The sequence below is a fragment of the Agromyces luteolus genome, from assembly GCF_009729855.1.
Classification (GTDB): Bacteria; Actinomycetota; Actinomycetes; order Actinomycetales; family Microbacteriaceae; genus Agromyces; species Agromyces luteolus.
In genome coordinates this window covers 342,488-361,426 of the sequence record NZ_WODA01000002.1, presented here as the reverse complement: position 1 = coordinate 361,426, position 18,939 = coordinate 342,488, and the positions used below count along the sequence as shown (strand labels likewise).

Below are 18,939 nucleotides of genomic sequence, written 5' to 3'. Positions count from 1 at the left end.
GCTACCGTCGCAGCTCGAACGTCGTCGCTCCGACCTTGACGGTGGCTCCGAGCGGGATGGGCATCGGCACGGTGACTCGGGAGCCGTTGAGGAACGTGCCGTTCGTGGAGTCGAGGTCCTGGATCATCCAGCGCCCGTTCCACAGCATCAGCCGCGCGTGGTGGGTCGACGTGTAGTCATCGCGGATGATGATCGCCGAGTCGCTGGAGCGGCCGATGGTGATCTCGTCGCGGCCGAGCGGGAACTCCGCGCCCGACTTCGCCCCGGACGTGATGACGAGGCGCGAGGCGTTGTCGGAGGTGGCGTCGCCGCCGCCCGCGGCGGGCGGGGGAGCCGGCTTCGAGACCGCGGAGGTCGGGGCCGTCGCGCTCGCCGCCGGGGCGGGGCCGGCCGACGCGGCTGCGGCATCCGGCTGCAGCTTGCGCACGCGCTGGCCGAACAGGTCGCTGCGCAGCGAGTAGACGATGGCGAACACGAACACCCACAGGAGCAGCAGGAAGCCGAGCTGCAGGACGAGCAGCGTGAGTTCACTCATCGGTCGGGCCCCCAGAATCCGCCGTCGTCGCGGCGCTGGGAAGCCGGGTCGACGCGGCGTGCGGCCGCGGTGTCGGTCGGGTCGGCTTGGGCGAGCACCCGGAACACGATACGCGAGCGACCGATCGTGATGACCGAATCGGGCTCGAGCACCGACTCCTTGACGGGCCGGCCGTCGAGCTGGGTGCCGTTCGTGGAGCCGAGGTCGCGCACGCGCGCCCGCTGGCCGTCCCACTGGACCTCGGCGTGGCGGCGCGAGGCGCCGGAGTCGTCGAGCGTGAGGTCGGCCTCGCTGCCTCGGCCGATGACCGTGCGGCCCTTGAGGATCGGATGCCGCCGGCCGTCGACGTCGAGCACGGGCGTCCAGGCGACGCGGCCCTTCACGTTCTGCGACTCGACCGACACCATGCCCTCGGACAGGGACGGGTCGGGGTGCAGCACGATCGTGATGCCGCCGGCGAACTGGAACCGCTGGTTCGCCGCGTGCTTCTGGACGAGGTCGGTGAGCTCGTCGATGAGCGCCGGGCCGAGCGAGTCCATGCGCTGGTGGTCGGCGGGGGACATCCGCACGATGAAGCGGTTCGGCACGAGGACGCGGTCCCTCGAGACGACCGCGGCCTTCGTGTCGATCTCGCGCTTCAGCGCCGCGGTGATCTCCACGGGCTGCAGCCCCGAGCGGAAGGTCTTGGCGAACGCGCCGTTGACCGCGCGCTCGAGACCCTTCTCGAAGTTGTCCAGTAGGCCCACAGGTCTCCCGTCCGGTGCGTTTTCGACTCACATGCTAACCGCAGCCCGTGCGAACCCGCCGGGCCGCGGGCGGAACGATGCGGTTCCGAGAGCTTCGGCTCAGTCGTAGACCGCGGCCTGGTCCTCCTCGTCGAACTCGAGCGACAGCGTCGGGATCGAGGCGGTGAGCAGCGTGCCGTCGGCACGGCGCGCCCCGCGGACGTTCTGCATCGTCGGCGCGCCGACGCGTCGCGCGCCGTGGCCGTCGAGTCGCACCGTCACGGGGGTGTCGGCGGTCACGACGACCTCCTCCCCGCGGACCTCGAGCAGCATCGAGGCATCCGGCCCGCCCGTCTCGAGCTGGAACCGGATGGCCTCCTCGGTCAGGTCGACCCGGACGCGCGCGCCGCGGATCGTGAGCCGGAACGACAGTCGGTCCCACCCGTCGGGGAGCCGCGGATCGAACGTGAACCGCCCGTTGTGGTCGCGGAACCCGCCGAAACCGGACACGAGCCCCGCCCAGACGCCGCCGGTGGAGGCCACGTGCACGCCGTCGGCGGCGTTGTGGTGCAGGTCGGCGAGGTCGACGAAGAGCGCCGAGCGGAAGTAGCGCAGCGCCAGCTCGTGGTACCCGACCTCCGACGCGATGATCGACTGCACGACCGCCGACAGGGTCGAGTCGCCCGTCGTGAGCGGGTCGTAGTACTCGAAGTCGGCGAGCTTCTCCTCGGTCGTGAAGCGGTCGCCCTGGAGGTAGAGCGCGAGCACGACGTCGGCCTGCTTCAGCACCTGGAAGCGGTAGATGACGAGCGGGTGGTAGTGCAGCAGCAGCGGGAGCCGGTTGTCGGGCGTGTGCTCGAGGTCCCACAGCTCCTTCTCGAGGAACGCGGCGTCCTGCGGGTGCACGCCGAGCATGTCGTCGAACGGGATGTGCATGTACGCCGCCGCGCGGCGCCACCCCGCGACCTCCGCCGGGGTGACCCCGAGTCGCTCGACGAGCCGCTTGTGCCCGTGCGGGTCGAGCACCTGCAGGTTGTCGACGGCGGATGCCGCGGCCGCGAGGTTCGCGCGCGCCATGACGTTCGTGTAGAGGTTGTCGTTCACGACGGTCGTGTACTCGTCGGGCCCGGTCACGCCGTGGATGTGGAACACGTCGTCGGTGTTCGTTCGCCAGAACCCCAGGTCCTCCCACATGCGCGCCGTCTCGACGAGGATGTCGATCGCGCCGCGTGCGAGGAAGTCCTCGTCGCCGGTCGCGGCCACGTACTGGCAGAGCGCATAGGAGATGTCGGCGTCGATGTGGTACTGCGCCGTGCCCGCCGCGTAGTACGCGCTCGACTCGAGGCCGTTGATCGTTCGCCACGGGAAGAGGGCCCCGTGCTGGTTCAGCTCGAGCGCGCGGGCGCGGGCGGGCTCGAGCATCCGCTGCCGGAAGCGCAGCACGTTCCGCGCCACGATGGGCGCGGTGTAGCTGAGGAACGGCATGACGTAGATCTCGGAGTCCCAGAAGTAGTGGCCGCCGTAGCCGGAGCCCGAGACGCCCTTCGCGGCGACGCCCCCGCCGTCGGTGCGGGCCGTCGCCTGGACGAGCTGGAACAGGTTCCAGCGCGTCGCCTGCTGCAGTTCGGGCTGGCCCGCGATCTCGACGTCGGAGCGCGCCCAGAAGTCCTCGAGCCACGATCGCTGCTGAGCGAAGAGCTCGGCGACGCCGAGCTCGGCACCCCGGTCGAGCGTGCGCTCGCACCGGTCGACGAGTTCGCGCGCCGGCACCTTCCGGGCGGTGTGGTAGCTGATGAGCTTGGTGATCCGGATGGGCACGCCCTGCCGCGCACTGACGCGGTAGATGTGCTTGGCGAGGTCGTCGCCGATCGAGCCGCTCTCGCTGAACTCGTTGTCGGTCGTGATGGAGTGCTGCGCGCCGACCGCGATCGCCATCTTGGAGTTCGTCGTCTGGTACCCGAGGACGTAGCGTCCGTCCTCCGACCGCTTCTGCACGCGCGGCTGCAGCACGCGCTCGGTGAAGGTCTCGGCCTTGCGCGGGTCGAAGGCGCCGGGCGCCTCGGTGACGCCGCTGCGGTACTCGTCGCGCCCGTCCTGGCGGTTCAGCATCTGGCTCGAGATGGTGACCGCGGCATCCGCATCGAGCATCTCGACCTCGTAGTCGATGACGCCGAGGTGCCGGTCGGTGAAGCTCACCATGCGCCGGCTCGTGATGAGCACGCGCTTGCCCGACGGCGTGCGCCACTCGATGCGGCGGCTCACGACGCCGAGCCGGAAGTCCAGCCGTCGCTCGTACCCCATGATCTCGGCCTCGGTGATGACGAGCGGCTCGTCGTCGACGTAGAGGCGGATGACCTTGGCGTCCGGCGCGTTCACGATCGTCTGCCCGACGCGCGCGAAGCCGAACGCCTCCTCCGCGTGGCGGATCGGCCAGGTCTCGTGGAAGCCGTTGATGAACGTGCCGTGCACGTGTCCGTCGCGTCCCTCCTCGACGTTGCCGCGGAGGCCGAGGTAGCCGTTGCCGACCGCGAAGAGCGTCTCGGTGCGGCCCATGTCGTCGACGCCGAACTCGGTCTCGACGAGCGCCCACTCGTCGACCGGGAAGATCGTGCGGTTCAGCGGATCGGTGTCGGCGAACCTCATGCGCGGTCCTCCTCTTCTGGCACGGCGGCTGCGGCGGCGGTCGGGGTCTGCGGGTCGGCCGCGTCGTTGACGATGGCGGATGTCTCGCCCGCGCGCTCGAGCGCCGGGATCAGCTCGTCGAGCTCGTCGACGATCACGTCGGCCCCGAGCTCGGTGAGCGCCTGGCGCCCCACGCCGCGGTCGACGCCCACGACGAGCGCGAACGGACCGCTCGCGCCGGCCTTGACCCCCGACTCCGCGTCCTCGATCACGGCGCACTCCTCGGGCGCGAGGCCCAGGAGCTCGGCCGCGCGCTCGAACATGTCGGGGGCCGGCTTGCCGACGATGCCCTCGCGTGCCGCGACCGCACCGTCGACCACGACCTCGAAGCGCTCGGCGAGACCCGCCGCCTCGAGCACCGCGGGCGCGTTCTTCGAGCTCGACACGACCGCGACATCCCCGCCCGCACGCTCGATCGCGTCGAGCAGCGCGACGCTCGCGGGGTAGGGCTCGACGCCCTCCTCGGCGAGGGTCGCGTTGAAGGCCTCGTTCTTGCGATTGCCGAGCCCGTGCACGGTCTCCTCGGTCGGCGCGTCGGACACCGCTCCCTCGGGCAGGCGGATGCCGCGGCTCTCGAGCAGCGACCGCACGCCGTCGTACCGCGGCTTGCCGTCGATGTACGCGAAGTAGTCGGCGTCGCGGTAGGGCTCTGCGCCCTGCGCCTCGAGGAACGGAGCGAACAGCCGCGCCCACGCGTGCATGTGCACGATCGCGGTCGGCGTCAGCACCCCGTCGAGGTCGAACAGCCAGCCGCGGATGCCGCCGAGGTCGACATCGTGCGGATCGACGGGCGCATGCGCGTCGCGAGGGTGGGTCACGGGCGATCCTTTCAATCGGGGGTGGGTCGGGCGCCGGTGCCGTGGTGCAAGGGTATGCCCGCGTCGGCGGCGGCGCGAGATGTGGCGGTGGTTCTGAGCGGATGCCAAGGCGCCGCGTCGGCCGCCCGGTCCGCGTCGCGCGGCCGCGCGTGCGGGGGCGGCCCGCGGCATCCGCTCGATTCTGGCGCGCCGACCACCTGTGTTAGTCTCGGTTGGCTGGTTCGCACCTCGTGCGAAGCGGTATGCGCAAGTGGCGGAATAGGCAGACGCGCACGGTTCAGGTCCGTGTGCCCGTGAGGGCGTGGGGGTTCAACTCCCCCCTTGCGCACCACCAATCGAGGAACGGCTCGATCCCGATGGGATCGGGCCGTTCTCGTGTCAGCCCGCTCGCTGCTCGTGGATGGCCGTGCTGAAGCTCGCTCCGTTGAGTTCGAGGTAGGCGTGCAGTTCCGTGATCGAGAGCGTCATCGCGTTCCGGCGTTCCAGCGCCGTCGTGACGTCGTCGACGAATCCGGGGTCGAAACTGATGAGCGGGATCTCCTCGGCGCGGTGGATCCGCTTGCCCGCCCACGCCGCGGAGACCTTCGCCGGATCGCGGTGCGTGTAGACGGCGACGCGGTCGGCGAGCTTGGCGCCGCGGTGCAGGCGTTCCGCATCCGGGGCGCCGACCTCGATCCACGCGACCATGCGTCCGGTGAGGTCGTGCACGAGCACCGCGGGTTCGTCGACGGCGGCGACGCCCTCGCTGAAGGCGATGCCCTCCTCGTACTCCAGGCAGTAGGCGAGCAGGCGGGTCACCATGAACGCGTCCGTCTCGGAGGGGTGTCGCGCCACGCGGAGCGTCAGGTTCTCGTAGACGCCGCGGTCGACGTCCGCGAGCTGCACGTCGAAGGTGTGGATCGTCGCACCGAGGGCCATGGTCCACGAGCCTACGGGCACTAGGCTGCGGGGCATGCGCCGGGTCCTCCGCTCGTTCATCCTCCCGGCGGTCGGCGCGATCGCGGTGCTCGCCGCGGCCGGTCGGATCGTCCGACTCGTCGGCGGCGACGACCCCCGCGAGGACCGCGCGGTGCGCGCGCTCCAGGCCGCGTCCGGCCATCGGCCCGGCGGCGCCGGCGACGGCGACGAGCCGGTCGACTCGGCCGACCCGCGGGGGCCGCTCGATCGGATCACCGCACCGCTCTCGTGGTACTCGGGCGTGCCGCAGACGATCGCGAACGGCGCGCTCTGGTGCGGCGTCACCTGGTGGCTGACGCGCGACCGGCGATCCGCCGTCGCCCCCGGCGCGGCGCTCGCGCTCGAGACCGCCTGCTTCGTGGCATCCGCCGCACTCGTGGGGCGACCGCGACCGCAGGGCGTCTGGCGGCCCGAGCCGCCGCACGCGACGTCGTCGTTCCCGTCTGGGCACACCGCGGCATCCGTCGCCCTGCACACGACGCTCGCCGACCTGCTCGACCGGCACGGAGCGCGCGGCGCGCGGGTGCTCGGGCCCCTGCTCCGGTACGGGATTCCCGGGGCCATCGCGTTCTCGCGGATCCATCGCGGGCAGCACCACATCTCGGACACGGTCGCGGGCGCGCTGCTCGGTCGCTGGAGCGCCGGAGTCGTCCGGCGGGGGCTGCTCTGACGTCGTCGGCGGGCGAGTGTCCCCGACCGTGATGCGATCGATATTCGCGCGACCTACCCTGTTCACATGGCACCCGTTCCGCGGCGCACGGCCGCTCGACCCGCGATCACGTCGACGTCCCGGCGGGGGGTCCGCGGCGGGCTCGCGGTGGCCGTCGTCGCCGCGATGGCGTTCGCGCTGAGCGCGTGCACGTTCGGCCAGGACGACGTCGAAACCGGCCCGATCGACGGCGGCGACTTCGCCGACGACGGCTGCACGAGCGTCGTCGTCGCGACCTCCTCCGAGAAGGTGAACATGCTCGACGCCCTGGCCGCGGCGTTCAAGGAATCGCCGGAGCACGCGGGGCTCGACGAGTGCGCCACCATCCGTCCGGTCAACGTGTCGTCGGGCGACGCGACGCGGTTCCTCACCGCCGGCGGCGACTGGCCCGACGAGGACACGCGGCGCTGGCCGACCCTCTGGTCGCCCGCATCGACCGTGTGGACCGAGCGGGTCGCGGCCGCGGCATCCGCTTCGCTCGTCGGCGAACCGGAGTCGTTCACCCACACGCCGATCATCTTCGCGATGCCCGAGACGATGGCGAAGGCGCTCGGCTGGCCCGACGCCGAGATCGGCATCTCCGACTTCGAGGCGCTGTGCGCCGACCCCGACGGCTGGAGCAGCGCTGGCAAGCCGATCTGGGGCTCGTTCAAGATCTCGAAGACCAACCCGAACACGTCGACCACGGGCCTGTCGGCGATCCTGATGCAGTCCTACGAGGCATCCGGCAAGACGACCGACCTCACGGCGGCGGATGTCGCGGGCGCCGAGGAGTTCTCGCGGGTGTTCGAGGAGTGCGTGATCCACTACGGCGACACGACGGGCAAGGTGCTCACGACGCTCTACGACGAGACGCAGAACGGCGCGGGCGGTTCCGGCTACGTCTCGGCCGTGGCGCTCGAGGAGACCTCGATGCTCAACTACAACCAGGGCAACCCCGACTCGCACACCGTGCAGCCCGGCGAGACCCTGACGCCGCCGAAGGAGAAGCTCGTCGCGATCTACCCGTCGGGCGGGTCGATGTGGTCGGACAACCCGATCACCGTGCTCGGCGCCGACTGGGTGACCGACGCGCAGCGCATCGCGGGGGAGGCCTTCGTCGAGTTCCTCGCCACCGAGCCGGCCCAGCGCATCCTGCCCGAGTACGGGTTCCGCCCGCTCGACGAGTCGGTGCCGCTCGGGGACCTCTTCACCGAGCAGTACGGCGTCGATCCCGCGGGGCCGGCGATCACGCTGCCCCGACCGGCCGTCGACGTCGTCTCGGCGGCGCTCGACCAGTGGACGCAGATCCGGAAGCCCTCGTCGGTGCTCGAGCTCATCGACGTGTCCGGCTCGATGGACGACCCGATCGGCGACGGCCGGTCGAAGCTCGACGGCGCGATCGAGGGCGCCCAGGCGACGCTCGGCCACTTCCGCGGCACCGACGAGGTCGGCATGTGGGCGTTCACCACGGGCGTCGACTCGACGGCCGGCGAGAACCTGATCGTGCTGCGGGACGTCTCGGCGCTCGGGTCCGACCGCGAGACGCTGAGCGCGTCGATCGACGACCTGCGCTACGCCAACCGCGAGGGCACGCCGCTCTACGATGCGATCGCCGTCGCCTACGACGAGATGGTCGCGCGCGCGGAGCCCGGCCGCATCAACGCGATCGTCGTGCTCTCGGACGGGCAGGACACCGACTCGTCGATCTCGATCGACTCGCTGATCGCGAAGATCGGCGGTTCGTCCCGCGAGGGCGGCGACTCGGCGCCGGTGCGGATCTTCCCGATCGCATACGGCGAGGGCGCCGACACCGGCTCGCTGCAGCGGATCGCAGAGGCGACCGGCGGCCAGTGGTTCGACGCGTCGGATGCCGCGAAGATCGACCTCGTGTTCGCGTCGGTCATCAACAACTTCTAGGGGCGACGGATGGGAGCCCTGTTCTTCGCCGCAGCCGACGGATACGTCGACGACGCATCCGAGGCGCTGCAGTCGACCCCGGTCTACGTCTCGTCGGAGGTGGACGGGGCGTCCGCCCTGCAGGACGCGCTGCTGGCGCAGGTCGGCGACGACCCGATCGCCGTCGCCGTGTTCTCGGACAACGCCGCGCTCGAGGCATCCGGCCCCGAGATCGTGTCCCAGCTCGCCGAGACGACCGGCTACGACACGATCATCGTCGCCGTCGGCGACGACCTCTCCGCCGGGTCGCGCGTGCTCGACGCGGGCGAGGCGATGCAGATCGCGAACCAGGCGGAATCGGGCGCCGACAGCCTCGGCGCTGCGCTCACCGAGACGGTGCAGGGCGTGCAGGCCGCGGACGAGCCGGCACCCCTCGTCGGAGGCGGCAGTGGCGACGGCGGCGGCCTGGGCCTCGGGCTCGGGCTCGTGATCGGTGCGGCGGTGCTCGTCGCGGCGGGCGGGGCGGTGTTCGGGGTGATCCGGGCGCGTCGGCGCCGCGCGAGCAGTGCCGGGAGGCTCCCGGATCCGATCAGCCGGCACGTGGCGAACCTGCGGTCGCTGGCCGCCGAGTACGCGCAGGTCGGCGCGCGCGGCAACGCGGTGGCCGCGCAGACCGCGAACGAGATGATGGGCATCGCCGAGAACATCGAGGAGCTGTTCGTCAGGCTCGACCGAGCGGGCGGCGGCGCGGGCGCCGGACAGCGCGGGATCGCCGCCATCGAGTACGACGACACGCTCCGCAAGCTCACCGCTGCCCTCGACCGCGACTACCTGCTCGACATCCTCACCCACCCGCATCTCTGGGACGATCCCGAGGATCGGGTCCGCGAGGTGCGCGAGGCGGTCGTCGCGGTCTCGGGCGAGCTCGTGCAGAACATCAAGCAGGTGAACGCCCGTCGCGGGCTGCACTTCCAGGTGTCGCTCGACGGCCTCATCGGGGGTCGCAAGGAGCTGCAGGAGTGGGAGCGCGCCTTCGAGCGGGCGTCGGATGGTTCGGTGGGCGAGCTGCCGCCGGGCGGGCGGGCGTCGGGCGCGCAGGAGGACGTCCCGCCTCGGTCCGGTGACTGACCCCCGAGCCGCCTATTGCTTCCGGTACCGCGCCCGGAGCACGAGGTCGGGGTCGTGCTCCGCATCGGGGGCGATGTCGATCGTGACCGTCGCGATCGTGCCGTTGAACTCGCCTCTCGGTGTGAGGTAGTCCTCGACGACCGGGTCGAGGCTGTCGCAGCCGATGTCCATCCCCTCGTCGAACGAGAACAGGCCGGGCACCGTCCGGTCGACTCGCCCGCTCCCGATCGACTCGCCGTCGCAGAGGAGCGTGACCTCACCGCCCTTGCCGGCGCCGCCGCCGTCGTAGTCGAAGCGCATCTCGAGGACGTGCTCGCCGCCGGGTACCGGTGCCGCGCTCCGCACGGTCGACGTGTGCATGCCGACGAAGTTGTGGGCGTAGCCGAGCAGGCCGTCGCGGAAGTACAGCGCCCATCCGCCGAAGCTCCCGCCCTGCGCGACGAGGGCGCCCTGCGCGGGAGCATCCGTCTGCAGCGTCGCGACCGCCGTGACGGTGAACGAGCGGTTCTTCACGTTGAGCACCGTGTTCTCGTTCAACCGGGACATACCCGGCCGCAGCGTGAGGCGGGTGCGCCCTCGCATCAGGTCGGGCCGGCCGGCGACGACCGGGTCGAACCGCTCGCGCTGCCGGTCGTCGATCGGGAGAACGTTGTACTTCGCCCCCTCGATCAGGAACCGCTGCTGCAGTTCAAGGAGCTTCTCCGGATGCTCCGCGGCGAGGTCGTGCGCCTGGGTCCAGTCGTCGGGTCCGTAGAGCTCCCACGTGTCATCCGCCAGCGCCGGGACGACGTCGTCCGGGTCGGGCCACGGCAGCCAGTGCTGCGTGACCGCGGTCCAGCCGTCGTGGTAGATCCCGCGGTTGCCGCCGATCTCGAAGTACTGGGTATGGTGGCGTTCCGCCGCCGCCGAGTCGTCGACGGCGTACTTGAAGCTCACGCCCTCGAGGGCCCTCTGCGGGACGCCGTTGACCTGCGCCGGCTCGGGCAGGCCCGCGTACTCGAGGATCGTCGGAACGATGTCGATGACGTGCGTGAATTGCGAGCGCCGTTCGCCCGCGGGAACCCGTCCGGGGTAGCGGACGACCATGCCGGTGCGCGTGCCGCCCCAGTGCGATGCGACGATCTTGCTCCACTGATACGGGGTGTTCATCGCGTGCGCCCAGCCCGACGGCATGTGGTTGAACGCCCTGGGGCCGCCGATGTCGTCGAGCCTCGGCTTGATGTCGGCCGTCGTCATGAGGACGTTGTTCTGGTACGCCATCTCGTTGAACGTGCCGTATGCGCCCGCCTCGGCCGACGCCCCGTTGTCGCCGAGGATGTAGAACACGAGCGTGTCGTCGAGGACCCCCTGCTCCTCGAGCGCGTCGAGCAGGCGCCCGACCTGCTCGTCGGTGTGCGTCGCCATCGCCGCGTACGCCTCGAAGAGTCGCGTTCCGACGAGACGGTCGTCGTCCTCCAGGTCGTCCCACGCGGGGATCTTCTCGTTCGGCGCCGTGAGCTCTGCATCGGGCGGGATGACGCCGAGTTCGCGCTGTCGTTCGAACGTGAGCTCGCGCTCGCGGTCGTACCCGTGGTCGAACCGGCCGCGGACCGCGTCGAGGTAGCGCTTCGGGACGTGGTGCGGCGCGTGCGTCGCACCGAAGGACAGATACGTGAACCACGGCTTGTCCGGCGTGAGCGCGGCGAGTCCGCCGAGCCACGCGATCGCCTGGTCGACGAGGTCCTCTGAGAGGTGATACCCCTCCTCGGGCGTGCGCGGCGGCTCGATCGGCCGGGTGCCGTCGACGAGCGCCGGGACCCACTGGTGCGTGTCGCCGCCGATGAAGCCGTAGAACTTCTCGAACCCCTCGCCCGTCGGCCACCGGTCGAACGGACCGGACGGGCTGGTCTCCCACGGGGGCGTCTGATGGTGCTTGCCGAACATGCCGGTCGAATAGCCGTTCATGCGCAGGACCTGCCCGAGCGTGGCGCAGTCGTCGGGACGCACGCCCGTGTAGCCCGGGAAGGAGGTCGCCACCTCGGCGAGGGCGCCCATCTCGGCGGTGTGGTGGTTCCGCCCCGTCAGCAGCGCCTGGCGCGTCGGGGAGCAGAGGGCAGTGGTGTGGAAGCGCGTGAACCGCGTGCCCTCGGCGGCGACCCGCTCCGCGACCGGCATCTCGCACGGGCCGCCGAACGCGCTGCTCGCGCCGAAGCCCATGTCGTCGATCAGGATGATCAGCACGTTCGGCGCGCCGGCCGGGGGTCGAAGCGGAGCCGCAGGTGCGGGCTTCGCCGCGTCTCGTGCATCGACCGGGGTGTCCGCAGCAGCGCGCGCCCTCCTGATCGGGAGGCGGTGCCGGTCCGTCCCGTCCGACTCGTCCGATGCCATGGTTCCGCTCCTCACCGACCCGGGGCCCGAGTCGCGCGCGACCGGGCTGAGATCGTTCCCCCACGACGCGCCTCGAGACGAGAGCGTCGTGATCGATCCTGTCATCCCGACGCGACGGGGTGGGCGAGGCTGGTCCGACCGGACCCGACTCTCGCGGGGCCGATCAGTCGAGCGGCGAGCGCCAGCGGAGGCCCGGGAACCGGGCGAAGTCGCGGTCGAGGCTGATCCACGTGGCGCCGGCCTCGATGGCGGTGGCCGCGTGGGCGGCGTCGGGAACGAGGTTGCCGCGCGCCGAACCGGTGCGGCAGAGGTCGACGAGGATCTGCCAGTGCCGGGCGCCCGGGCTGACCCGATGGATCCCGGGCGCCTCGCGCAGCGCCTCCGCCTGCCCGAGCGCGATCTCGAGCGGGGTCGGGTCGACGAAGACGCGGGGGTGCGTGACGACGCGGACGAATCCCGCGAGCACGGCGTCGGTCAGGCCGAGCGCCTCGCGCCCGGTGGCGGCGGACTCGAGCCAGGCGCGCAGCCGCTCATGGTCGGGGGCGTCGGTGCGATGCGCGCCGACCAGCACGTTCACGTCGGGGATGAGCACGGGTTCACCGCTCCATCCGGTCGAGCAGGTCGGCGGAGTCGGCGAGGTCGACGCCCGGGCGGAGCCCGGTGCCCTCGAACGGCGCCACGGCGAACGGCTGCGACTCCGCGCGCGCGTCGAGCCGGGCGAGGTGTTCGCGGAGCGCCTGCTCGAGGAACGACGTGAACGTCTGGCCCTCGGCGCGCGCGCGTTCCCGGACCGCGCGTGCGAACTCGTCGGGGAGGATGATCGTGGTGCGCATATGCCTGAGCATACGCGTGTGCGCATCGATATGCGCATCGCCTCCACGCGTCGTCGACGGATGCCGCGGCCGTGGCGGTCATCGGAGGGGCGTCGGGTCCGATAGGCTCATCCAGCCGGTCGGAAGAGCGGCACCGGGGCGGCGGAGCCGCCCCGACGCGGATGTAGCGCAGTTGGTAGCGCGTCACCTTGCCAAGGTGAAGGTCGCGGGTTCGAACCCCGTCATCCGCTCCATTCCCTGTCAAGGTCTCGTCGGCCGATGCGGTTCGCCATACGCTGGGCGGACGAACGACCGCGATCGGATTGGACCGCGCATGCGCACACGGGACCGCTGGACGATCGGAACCGTGCTGCTCGTCGCGGTCGGCCTGGCCGGGTGCACGGAACCCGCGGCGCCGCCGACGGCGAGCGACCCCGCGACATCCGCCGCCGACATGGCCGAGGCCGCCGCCTACTGCGAGGAGCAGGGCGGCGAGGTGCAGCAGCGCCAGCCCGCCTGGCAGACGAACCTCGACGAGGAGGACTGGGTGCCCCTCGGCGACCCGGTCGCGGTGTGCCGCTTCCAGACGCTCGACGACGATGCCGACTCGCGCATCTACGTCGACCTCGTGACGATCACCTCCGACGAGCCGACGCTCGCGGCGCTCGCGTACCTGTCGAGGACCGAGATCCCCGACGACCCACCGGGGAACCCGGCGTCCGCGCTCTGCTCATCGCTCGGCGGCACGACGAGCTTCGGCTCGGGGACTGCCGGCGGAGGACTCACCGCACCGGACGACCCCGACGACCCCGTGGTCGCGCCGTGCACGTTCGCAGACGGCTCGTTCATCGACGAGTGGGGCATCGCCTACTACGCCGAGGGCACGGTGCGCGGCATCGACCTGGCGGGCGTCTTCAGTTTCGACCGGTCGACGCTGCCCGAGGTCTTCTGAGGCGCCGGGGCGGCTCGCCTGCCGGCGTGGTGCCCGACACGGCCCCCGAGGCCGCCTCCTCCGGCGCGAAGGTCCCGAGCTGCTCGACGAGGTAGCCGCCCGGGTAGCTCCGGATGCGCTTCAGGTCTCGGGCGTACTGCGGCCTCCGGCGCGCCGGGAGCAGGGAGACGATCCGGCCGCGGAGCCGGAGCGCGCCGTGCGACGCGCGTACGGCGAAGCGCGACGGTTCGGGGTAGCCGAAGGCCGCGCGGAGGTGCGGGTCGAGGATCGCGATCGAGAACGCACGCACCATCCGCCGCGCCATCCGAGGGTAGAAGGTGACGAGCAGGTCGAGCGTCGCGTCGGCGACGACCCGGGTGCGGGGGTCGAGGCGGAAGTGCTCCGCTTCGTACGCGTCCATGTACTCGGCGAACGCCTCGTACGTCTCGGGATCTCGCGGATGCCCATGAGCCGGCCGAGCCGCCGGTAGTACTGCACGGCGGCGTCGATCTCGACCCGCGACTGCCGGCGCCAGCCGTACGCGGCGATCCAGCGGATCGGCGTGACGACGAAGGTCGCGAGGACGTAGCGCAGGTCGTCGTTCGAGATGTCGTACCGGCCGTGCATGCGGTTCATGCGGCGGACCGCGGCTCGGCCGTCGTCGGACTAAATGCCCTCGACGGCGATCGCGTCGAGGATGAGCACGGTGTCGTCGTGGCGCTTCTGCGCGTCGCGCTCGAACTCGCCGGTCTCGTACAGGAGTCCGCCGATCGAGGGCACCGCGTAGGTGCGGAACAGGGCGAAGCTCAGCGACTGCTGCAGGTCCCACGGGAACTCGAGCGTGCCGTCGACGCGCGTGATGCGCTCGTACTCGGTCGCGGGATCGAGCCGTTCGAGTTCGTGCAGCCGGCGATGGCTGCGTCCGATGCGCATGCGCCGAGCGTAGCGGGGTCGTCCCGCCTCGTCGTCGTCCCTGCGTCGCGGTCCGCCGGGCCCAACGACCCGGTCGCATCGCTCGCGATGGGATTGGCTGGATGAGCGGCGAGGCCGGCCGGGCCGGGTGCCGATGGGAGGTGGCGACGATGATGTGGGACTACGGCTTCGGCGGTTGGTGGATGTGGCTTCCGGGGCTCCTGTTCGGCGCGCTCGTCATCGGCGGCATCGTGGTGCTCATCGTGCTGCTCGTGCGGTCGGCTTCCGGGCACGGCGGAACCGGTGCCGCTTCCGGGTACGGCGCGCCCGGGGGAGTGCAACCCGACCGCGCGAAGCAGATCCTCGAGGAGCGGCTCGCCCGCGGTGAGATCACCCCCGACGAGTTCCGCGCGCTGATGGCGACGCTCGACGAGGGGCGTCGCGGCGGCCGGACGGGGTAGACCGCGGCGGCTCCCGCCGGCGGGTGCGTCTCGCAGGCGGATTACCTACCATCGATGCACCGGCCGGAACGGACGGGAGGCGATGGCGGATGTTGGACGACCCGCGACGCGATGCGTGGCAGTACCGCCTGCAGCGATGGGAGCGCGAAACGGCGCCCTCGCGCGAGGCCGCCGCCGACGCCCGCGACGACGAGGTGACGGATGCCGCGGAGCCGGAGCCGGAGCGGCCGCCGGAGCCGGAGCGGCCCGCCGACCGGACGACGGCCGGATCCCTGGCCGCCGAACGGGCGGCGTACGTCGAGGTCGTGATCCAGCAGGCGATCCGTCGGGGCGAGTTCGACGACCTCCCGGGCGCGGGCAAGCCGCTCCCGGGACTCGGCCGCCACGATCCGGACTGGTGGATCCGCCGCAAGATCGAGACCGAGCGGCTCACCGGGCTCGGGCCGCCGGCGCTCACGCTGCGCGTCGAGGCGGCGGAGCTCGAGGAGCGCCTCGATCGCCTCAACCGCGAGCACGACGTGCGGGCGGCGCTCGACGAGTTCAACGCCCGGGTCGTCGAGGCGCGCCGGCAACTGCTCGGCGGGCCGCCGGTCGTCACTCCCACGCGCGACGTCGACGCCGAGCTCGCGGCCTGGCGCGTCCGGCGGGACGAGCGACGGCGGGTCGCCGCCGAGGAGGCGGACCGGGCGCACGCCGAGGAGGCCACCGCGAGGCGCGCGCGTCGGCGATGGTTCCGGCGCGGCTGACCGCGGCGGCCGAACGCGACCCGACGCGACCGCGGTGGGTGCTCAGTCCTGAGCGTCGAGCCGGAGCGTCACGCCTCGCACGTCGTCGCCGAGCACGGTCGCCATGATGTGCGCCGCGTGGTTGGGGCCGTACTTGCGCGAGTACTCGGCGTCGAGGGCCTCGTGCAGGCCCGCGTCCTCCGACGGGACGTCGACGAACGCGACGTCGCGGATCACGCCGGCCGACTTGATCCGGCCGACTCCGGCCTCCCTGGCTCGTCGGTACCATCCGTTCTCGGGTCCGTAGGCGGACCGGACGAACAGTTCGTCGCCGACCCGCGCGACCCACACGGTCGTGAACGGGCGCAGCGACCCGTCGTCGCGCACCGAGGCGATCTCGAGCTGGTCGGCCGCGCCCACGCGGTCGAGTTGGTCGTCGGTCCAGCCGTGCATGTTTCGGTCCTCTCTCGTACGGGAGCGGCGGGCGGAGCTCACACGAGCGTCGGCTCCTCGCCGAGCGGTTCGATGAGCGATGGGTCGTGCGGGTCGATCCGGCGGTGGTTGTTCACCCGCGGGTCGACCTCGTACTCGGAGATCGTCGGCGCCACGCGATCGGACTGCGCGATGAGGAAGTCGATCATCGCGGACGCGTCGGCGGGCGAGAGCTTCTCGGGATCGAGGTAGTGGTCGATCGCGTCGAGCGGCAGGTAGACCGGCATCCGGTCGTGCACCTCGCCGGAGGCGTCGCGCGCCTCGCGCGTGATGATCGAGGTCGACACCTCCCACGTGCCGTCGTCGAGCTTGCGCGCGGTGGAGATGCCCGCCGCGGCGAGCAGTTCGTCGGGGCCGTGCAGGTAGTGCGCGCGCTTCTTGCCGGGCTCGCCCGTCCACTCGAAGTAGCCGCGCATCGGCACCACGCACCGCCCCGAGGCGAACGCGCCCTTCCACAGCCCGTTCGTCGCGACCGTCTCGATGCGGCTGTTGAACTGCGGCCGCTTCGAGTCCTTCATGAAGGCGGGATGGAAGTCCCACCGCGCGGGTTCGAGCCGACGGACGAACTCGCCCGTGTCGCTGCGGGCGCGTTCGCGCACGATCGGCACCGTGTCGGTCGGCGCGAGGCTGTACGACGGCCGCCAGTCTGCGAAGTCGTTCTCGGCGTCGAAGACCGCGGTGAGGTCGTCGGCCTGCTGCGAGACCACGAATCGTCCGCACATGTCGGGTCGCCCTTCGATTTCCGGATGTCGCGAGCCTACGCCGCGCCGCCGACGCCCGTCACGGGCCCACCATCCGAGTCGACCGGAAAACGCATCCTGTTGGAAACGCGTTCGCATCGGTACCGTGAGACCCAGAGATCGGCCCGTCCGGGGCCGGCGATCCGCACGACGACGTGCGGATCGTCCTTCGGAGGGTGTCGACCGACATGTGAAGCACGTTTCGTGAAGCGAACAGAGAGGGCACCACCGATGAGATCCTCACCAAGACCCGTGCCGTGGCGCAGACGCGCGCTCGCGGCATCCGGAGCACTGCTGCTCGGGGCGTCGTTGATGACGGCCACGGCAGCGGCCGCCGGAGACGACCCGCGCGAGGGCCTCGGCGGCGGCCTCGAGAACGCCGAGATCGCCGCGAGCGGCGTCGAGCTGCTCGAGAACCTGCCGCTCCCGGCGGGCTTCGTGATCAACTCCGACCTGGCGTTCACGGGCGACAAGGCCGTCGTCGGCAGCTTCTCCGGCTTCCAGGTCTTCGACATCTCCGACCCGGCGGCACCCGTGCTCGAGACGGCGTTCGTGTGTCCGGGTGGCCAGGGCGACGTCTCGATCCACGGCGACCTGATGTTCATGTCGGTCGAGGCGACGAACGGTCGCATCGACTGCGGAACGCAGGGCGCGCCGGGCGGGGTGAACCTCGAACGGTTCCGCGGCGTGCGGATCTTCGACATCAGCGACCTCTCGAACCCGGTGCAGCTGCCGGGCGTTCAGACCTGCCGTGGTTCGCACACGCACACGATCGTGACCGACCCGGATGACGCGGCGAACGTGTACATCTACAACTCGGGCACCTCGACCGTGCGCTCGCCCCTCGAGCTCGAGGGCTGCGAGAACGCGGCGCTGACGACCGACCCGGTCACCGAGGGCAACCCGACGCAGTGGCGCATCGACGTCATCCAGGTGCCGCTCGCGGCACCCGAGACGGCGGCGATCGTCAGCCAGCCCCGCATCTTCACCGATGTCGACTCGGGCGCGTACAACGGCCTGCAGAACACGCTGCCGGGCACGGAGCAGCACCCGAGCGGCAGCTTCTACAGCCCCACTCCCAACACCAACACGTGCCACGACGTGACGGCGTTCCCCGAGATCGGGCTCCTCGCCGGAGCCTGCCAGGGCAACGGCATCCTCGTCGACATCAGCGACCCGGTGAACCCGGTGCGCATCGACGCGGTGTCCGACCCGAACTTCTCGTACTGGCACTCCGCGACGTTCAGCAACGACGGCAGCAAGGTGATCTTCACGGACGAGTGGGGCGGCGGCACCGGTGCACGATGCCTCGACACGCACCTGCCGGAGTGGGGCGCCAACGCGCTGTTCGACATCGTCGACGGCGAGCTGGAGTTCGCGAGCTACTACAAGCTCCCGGCGGCGCAGACCGCGGCCGAGAACTGCGTGGCGCACAACGGCTCGATCATCCCGGTGCCCGGCCGCGACGTCATGGTGCAGGCGTGGTACCAGGGCGGTGTGTCGATCATCGACTTCACCGACACGGCGAACCCGGTCGAGATCGCGTACCTCGACCGCGGCCCGATCAATCCGAACGCGCTCGTCCTCGGCGGGTACTGGTCGACCTACTGGTACAACGGCAACGTGCTCGGCAGCGAGATCGCGCGCGGCTTCGACAGCCTCGCGCTCTCGGAGACCGACATGATGTCGGCCAACGAGATCGCCGCCGCCGGTGAGATCCAGCTCGACGTGTTCAACGCGCAGACGCAGTCGATGCTCGTCCACGCGCCGAGCTTCGCAGTGGCCGGGTCGTACGTCGACCAGGCTGAGCGATCGGGTGACCTCACCGCCAAGCAGCTCGCACAGGTGCGCAAGCACCTGGCCGAGGCCGAGGCGCTCGAGGCCGACGGTTCGAGCAACCGGGCCGTGATCGCGCAGCTCGACAACGCCATCAAGAAGTCGGGCGCTGCGTCCGACTCGGCCGTCGTCCAGGCGATCGCCGCGCTGAAGGCGACCTTCAGCTGATCGACCGGTGGGGAGGCCTCCGGGTCTCCCCACCGCTGAACGACGAGGCCCGGTGCTCCGAGG

General features: G+C 71.3%; 18 protein-coding genes, 2 tRNA genes and 1 pseudogene. 9 read left to right on the top strand and 12 right to left on the bottom strand.

Translation table 11 applies throughout. The features are described from left to right. Position 1: 1 nt before the first annotated feature. The 4 genes from GLX25_RS01875 to GLX25_RS01860 form a co-directional block, all read right to left on the bottom strand. On the bottom strand, positions 2-535 hold the full coding sequence (locus GLX25_RS01875) for an FHA domain-containing protein FhaB/FipA (protein WP_155840475.1): 534 nt from the start codon (positions 533-535) through the stop codon (positions 2-4). After that, on the bottom strand, positions 532-1,281 hold the full coding sequence (locus tag GLX25_RS01870) for an FhaA domain-containing protein (RefSeq protein ID WP_166548338.1): 750 nt from the start codon (positions 1,279-1,281) through the stop codon (positions 532-534). Before GLX25_RS01870 ends, GLX25_RS01875 begins: the two co-directional genes overlap by 4 nt. 99 nt (positions 1,282-1,380) lie before the next feature. Beyond that, entirely contained in the window at positions 1,381-3,903 is a 2,523-nt protein-coding gene (locus tag GLX25_RS01865; protein ID WP_155840474.1) for a glycoside hydrolase family 65 protein, read from the bottom strand. Next, positions 3,900-4,700, bottom strand: coding sequence for an HAD family hydrolase (locus tag GLX25_RS01860; RefSeq protein ID WP_271192361.1), 801 nt, complete (start codon positions 4,698-4,700; stop codon positions 3,900-3,902). Before GLX25_RS01860 ends, GLX25_RS01865 begins: the two co-directional genes overlap by 4 nt. A 304-nt stretch (positions 4,701-5,004) precedes the next feature. Between GLX25_RS01860 and GLX25_RS01855 the strand changes: the two genes are divergently transcribed. After that, positions 5,005-5,091: transfer RNA gene (locus GLX25_RS01855), tRNA-Leu, on the top strand. A 47-nt stretch (positions 5,092-5,138) separates the two neighbouring features. On the opposite strand, the gene GLX25_RS01850 is transcribed toward GLX25_RS01855, so the two are convergent. Continuing rightward, complete coding sequence (locus GLX25_RS01850; RefSeq protein WP_155840472.1) at positions 5,139-5,678, bottom strand: YaeQ family protein; 540 nt, start codon at positions 5,676-5,678, stop codon at positions 5,139-5,141. Positions 5,679-5,712: 34 nt separating this feature from the next. Here GLX25_RS01850 and GLX25_RS01845 point away from each other — a divergent pair, with 34 nt between their 5' ends. The 3 genes from GLX25_RS01845 (at position 5,713) to GLX25_RS01835 (ending at position 9,432) form a co-directional block, all read left to right on the top strand. Next, entirely contained in the window at positions 5,713-6,387 is a 675-nt protein-coding gene (locus tag GLX25_RS01845; protein ID WP_166548337.1) for a phosphatase PAP2 family protein, read from the top strand. Positions 6,388-6,453: 66 nt separating this feature from the next. Then, the gene (locus tag GLX25_RS01840) at positions 6,454-8,325 is read left to right on the top strand and encodes a substrate-binding and vWA domain-containing protein (RefSeq protein ID WP_240898052.1); all 1,872 of its coding nucleotides are present in this window, start codon (positions 6,454-6,456) and stop codon (positions 8,323-8,325) included. Positions 8,326-8,334: 9 nt separating this feature from the next. Beyond that, complete coding sequence (locus tag GLX25_RS01835) at positions 8,335-9,432, top strand: hypothetical protein (RefSeq protein ID WP_155840470.1); 1,098 nt, start codon at positions 8,335-8,337, stop codon at positions 9,430-9,432. Between the two features lie 12 nt (positions 9,433-9,444). On the opposite strand, the gene GLX25_RS01830 is transcribed toward GLX25_RS01835, so the two are convergent. From GLX25_RS01830 to GLX25_RS01820, 3 genes are all read right to left on the bottom strand, one after another. Continuing rightward, positions 9,445-11,652, bottom strand: coding sequence for an arylsulfatase (locus GLX25_RS01830; protein ID WP_205719799.1), 2,208 nt, complete (start codon positions 11,650-11,652; stop codon positions 9,445-9,447). Between the two features lie 310 nt (positions 11,653-11,962). Beyond that, positions 11,963-12,391, bottom strand: a complete 429-nt coding sequence (locus tag GLX25_RS01825) for a type II toxin-antitoxin system VapC family toxin (protein WP_166548336.1) — start codon at positions 12,389-12,391, stop codon at positions 11,963-11,965. A 4-nt stretch (positions 12,392-12,395) separates the two neighbouring features. Next, positions 12,396-12,632, bottom strand: coding sequence for a ribbon-helix-helix protein, CopG family (locus GLX25_RS01820; protein ID WP_155840468.1), 237 nt, complete (start codon positions 12,630-12,632; stop codon positions 12,396-12,398). A gap of 157 nt (positions 12,633-12,789) precedes the next feature. On the opposite strand from GLX25_RS01820, the gene GLX25_RS01815 reads away from it, so the two are divergent. Further along, a tRNA-Gly gene (locus tag GLX25_RS01815) sits at positions 12,790-12,865 on the top strand. A gap of 80 nt (positions 12,866-12,945) precedes the next feature. Beyond that, complete coding sequence (locus GLX25_RS01810; RefSeq protein WP_155840467.1) at positions 12,946-13,563, top strand: hypothetical protein; 618 nt, start codon at positions 12,946-12,948, stop codon at positions 13,561-13,563. Here the strand turns inward: GLX25_RS01810 and GLX25_RS18690 are convergent. Next, positions 13,526-14,169 (bottom strand): annotated as a pseudogene (locus tag GLX25_RS18690) (oxygenase MpaB family protein). The gene GLX25_RS01810 and the pseudogene GLX25_RS18690 sit on opposite strands and share 38 nt — an antisense overlap. A 39-nt stretch (positions 14,170-14,208) precedes the next feature. Beyond that, the gene (locus GLX25_RS18285; protein WP_166548334.1) at positions 14,209-14,475 is read right to left on the bottom strand and encodes a hypothetical protein; all 267 of its coding nucleotides are present in this window, start codon (positions 14,473-14,475) and stop codon (positions 14,209-14,211) included. A gap of 101 nt (positions 14,476-14,576) precedes the next feature. Between GLX25_RS18285 and GLX25_RS01800 the strand changes: the two genes are divergently transcribed. Both GLX25_RS01800 and GLX25_RS01795 read left to right on the top strand, forming a co-directional pair. After that, complete coding sequence (locus GLX25_RS01800; RefSeq protein WP_240898050.1) at positions 14,577-14,915, top strand: SHOCT domain-containing protein; 339 nt, start codon at positions 14,577-14,579, stop codon at positions 14,913-14,915. Positions 14,916-15,004: 89 nt separating this feature from the next. Next, positions 15,005-15,661, top strand: a complete 657-nt coding sequence (locus tag GLX25_RS01795) for a DnaJ family domain-containing protein (RefSeq protein ID WP_155840466.1) — start codon at positions 15,005-15,007, stop codon at positions 15,659-15,661. A 42-nt stretch (positions 15,662-15,703) separates the two neighbouring features. Here the strand turns inward: GLX25_RS01795 and GLX25_RS01790 are convergent, their stop codons facing one another. Together GLX25_RS01790 and GLX25_RS01785 are read right to left on the bottom strand one after the other, a co-directional pair. Then, positions 15,704-16,093 (bottom strand): DUF2255 family protein, encoded by a 390-nt coding sequence (locus tag GLX25_RS01790; RefSeq protein ID WP_155840465.1) that lies wholly within the window; start codon positions 16,091-16,093, stop codon positions 15,704-15,706. A gap of 38 nt (positions 16,094-16,131) precedes the next feature. Then, positions 16,132-16,854 carry an SOS response-associated peptidase gene (locus GLX25_RS01785; RefSeq protein ID WP_155840464.1) on the bottom strand — a complete coding sequence of 241 codons (723 nt, stop codon included), beginning with the start codon at positions 16,852-16,854 and terminating at the stop codon, positions 16,132-16,134. 330 nt (positions 16,855-17,184) lie between these two features. Here GLX25_RS01785 and GLX25_RS01780 point away from each other — a divergent pair, with 330 nt between their 5' ends. Next, positions 17,185-18,876 (top strand): LVIVD repeat-containing protein, encoded by a 1,692-nt coding sequence (locus tag GLX25_RS01780; RefSeq protein WP_166548333.1) that lies wholly within the window; start codon positions 17,185-17,187, stop codon positions 18,874-18,876. Positions 18,877-18,939: the final 63 nt, after the last annotated feature.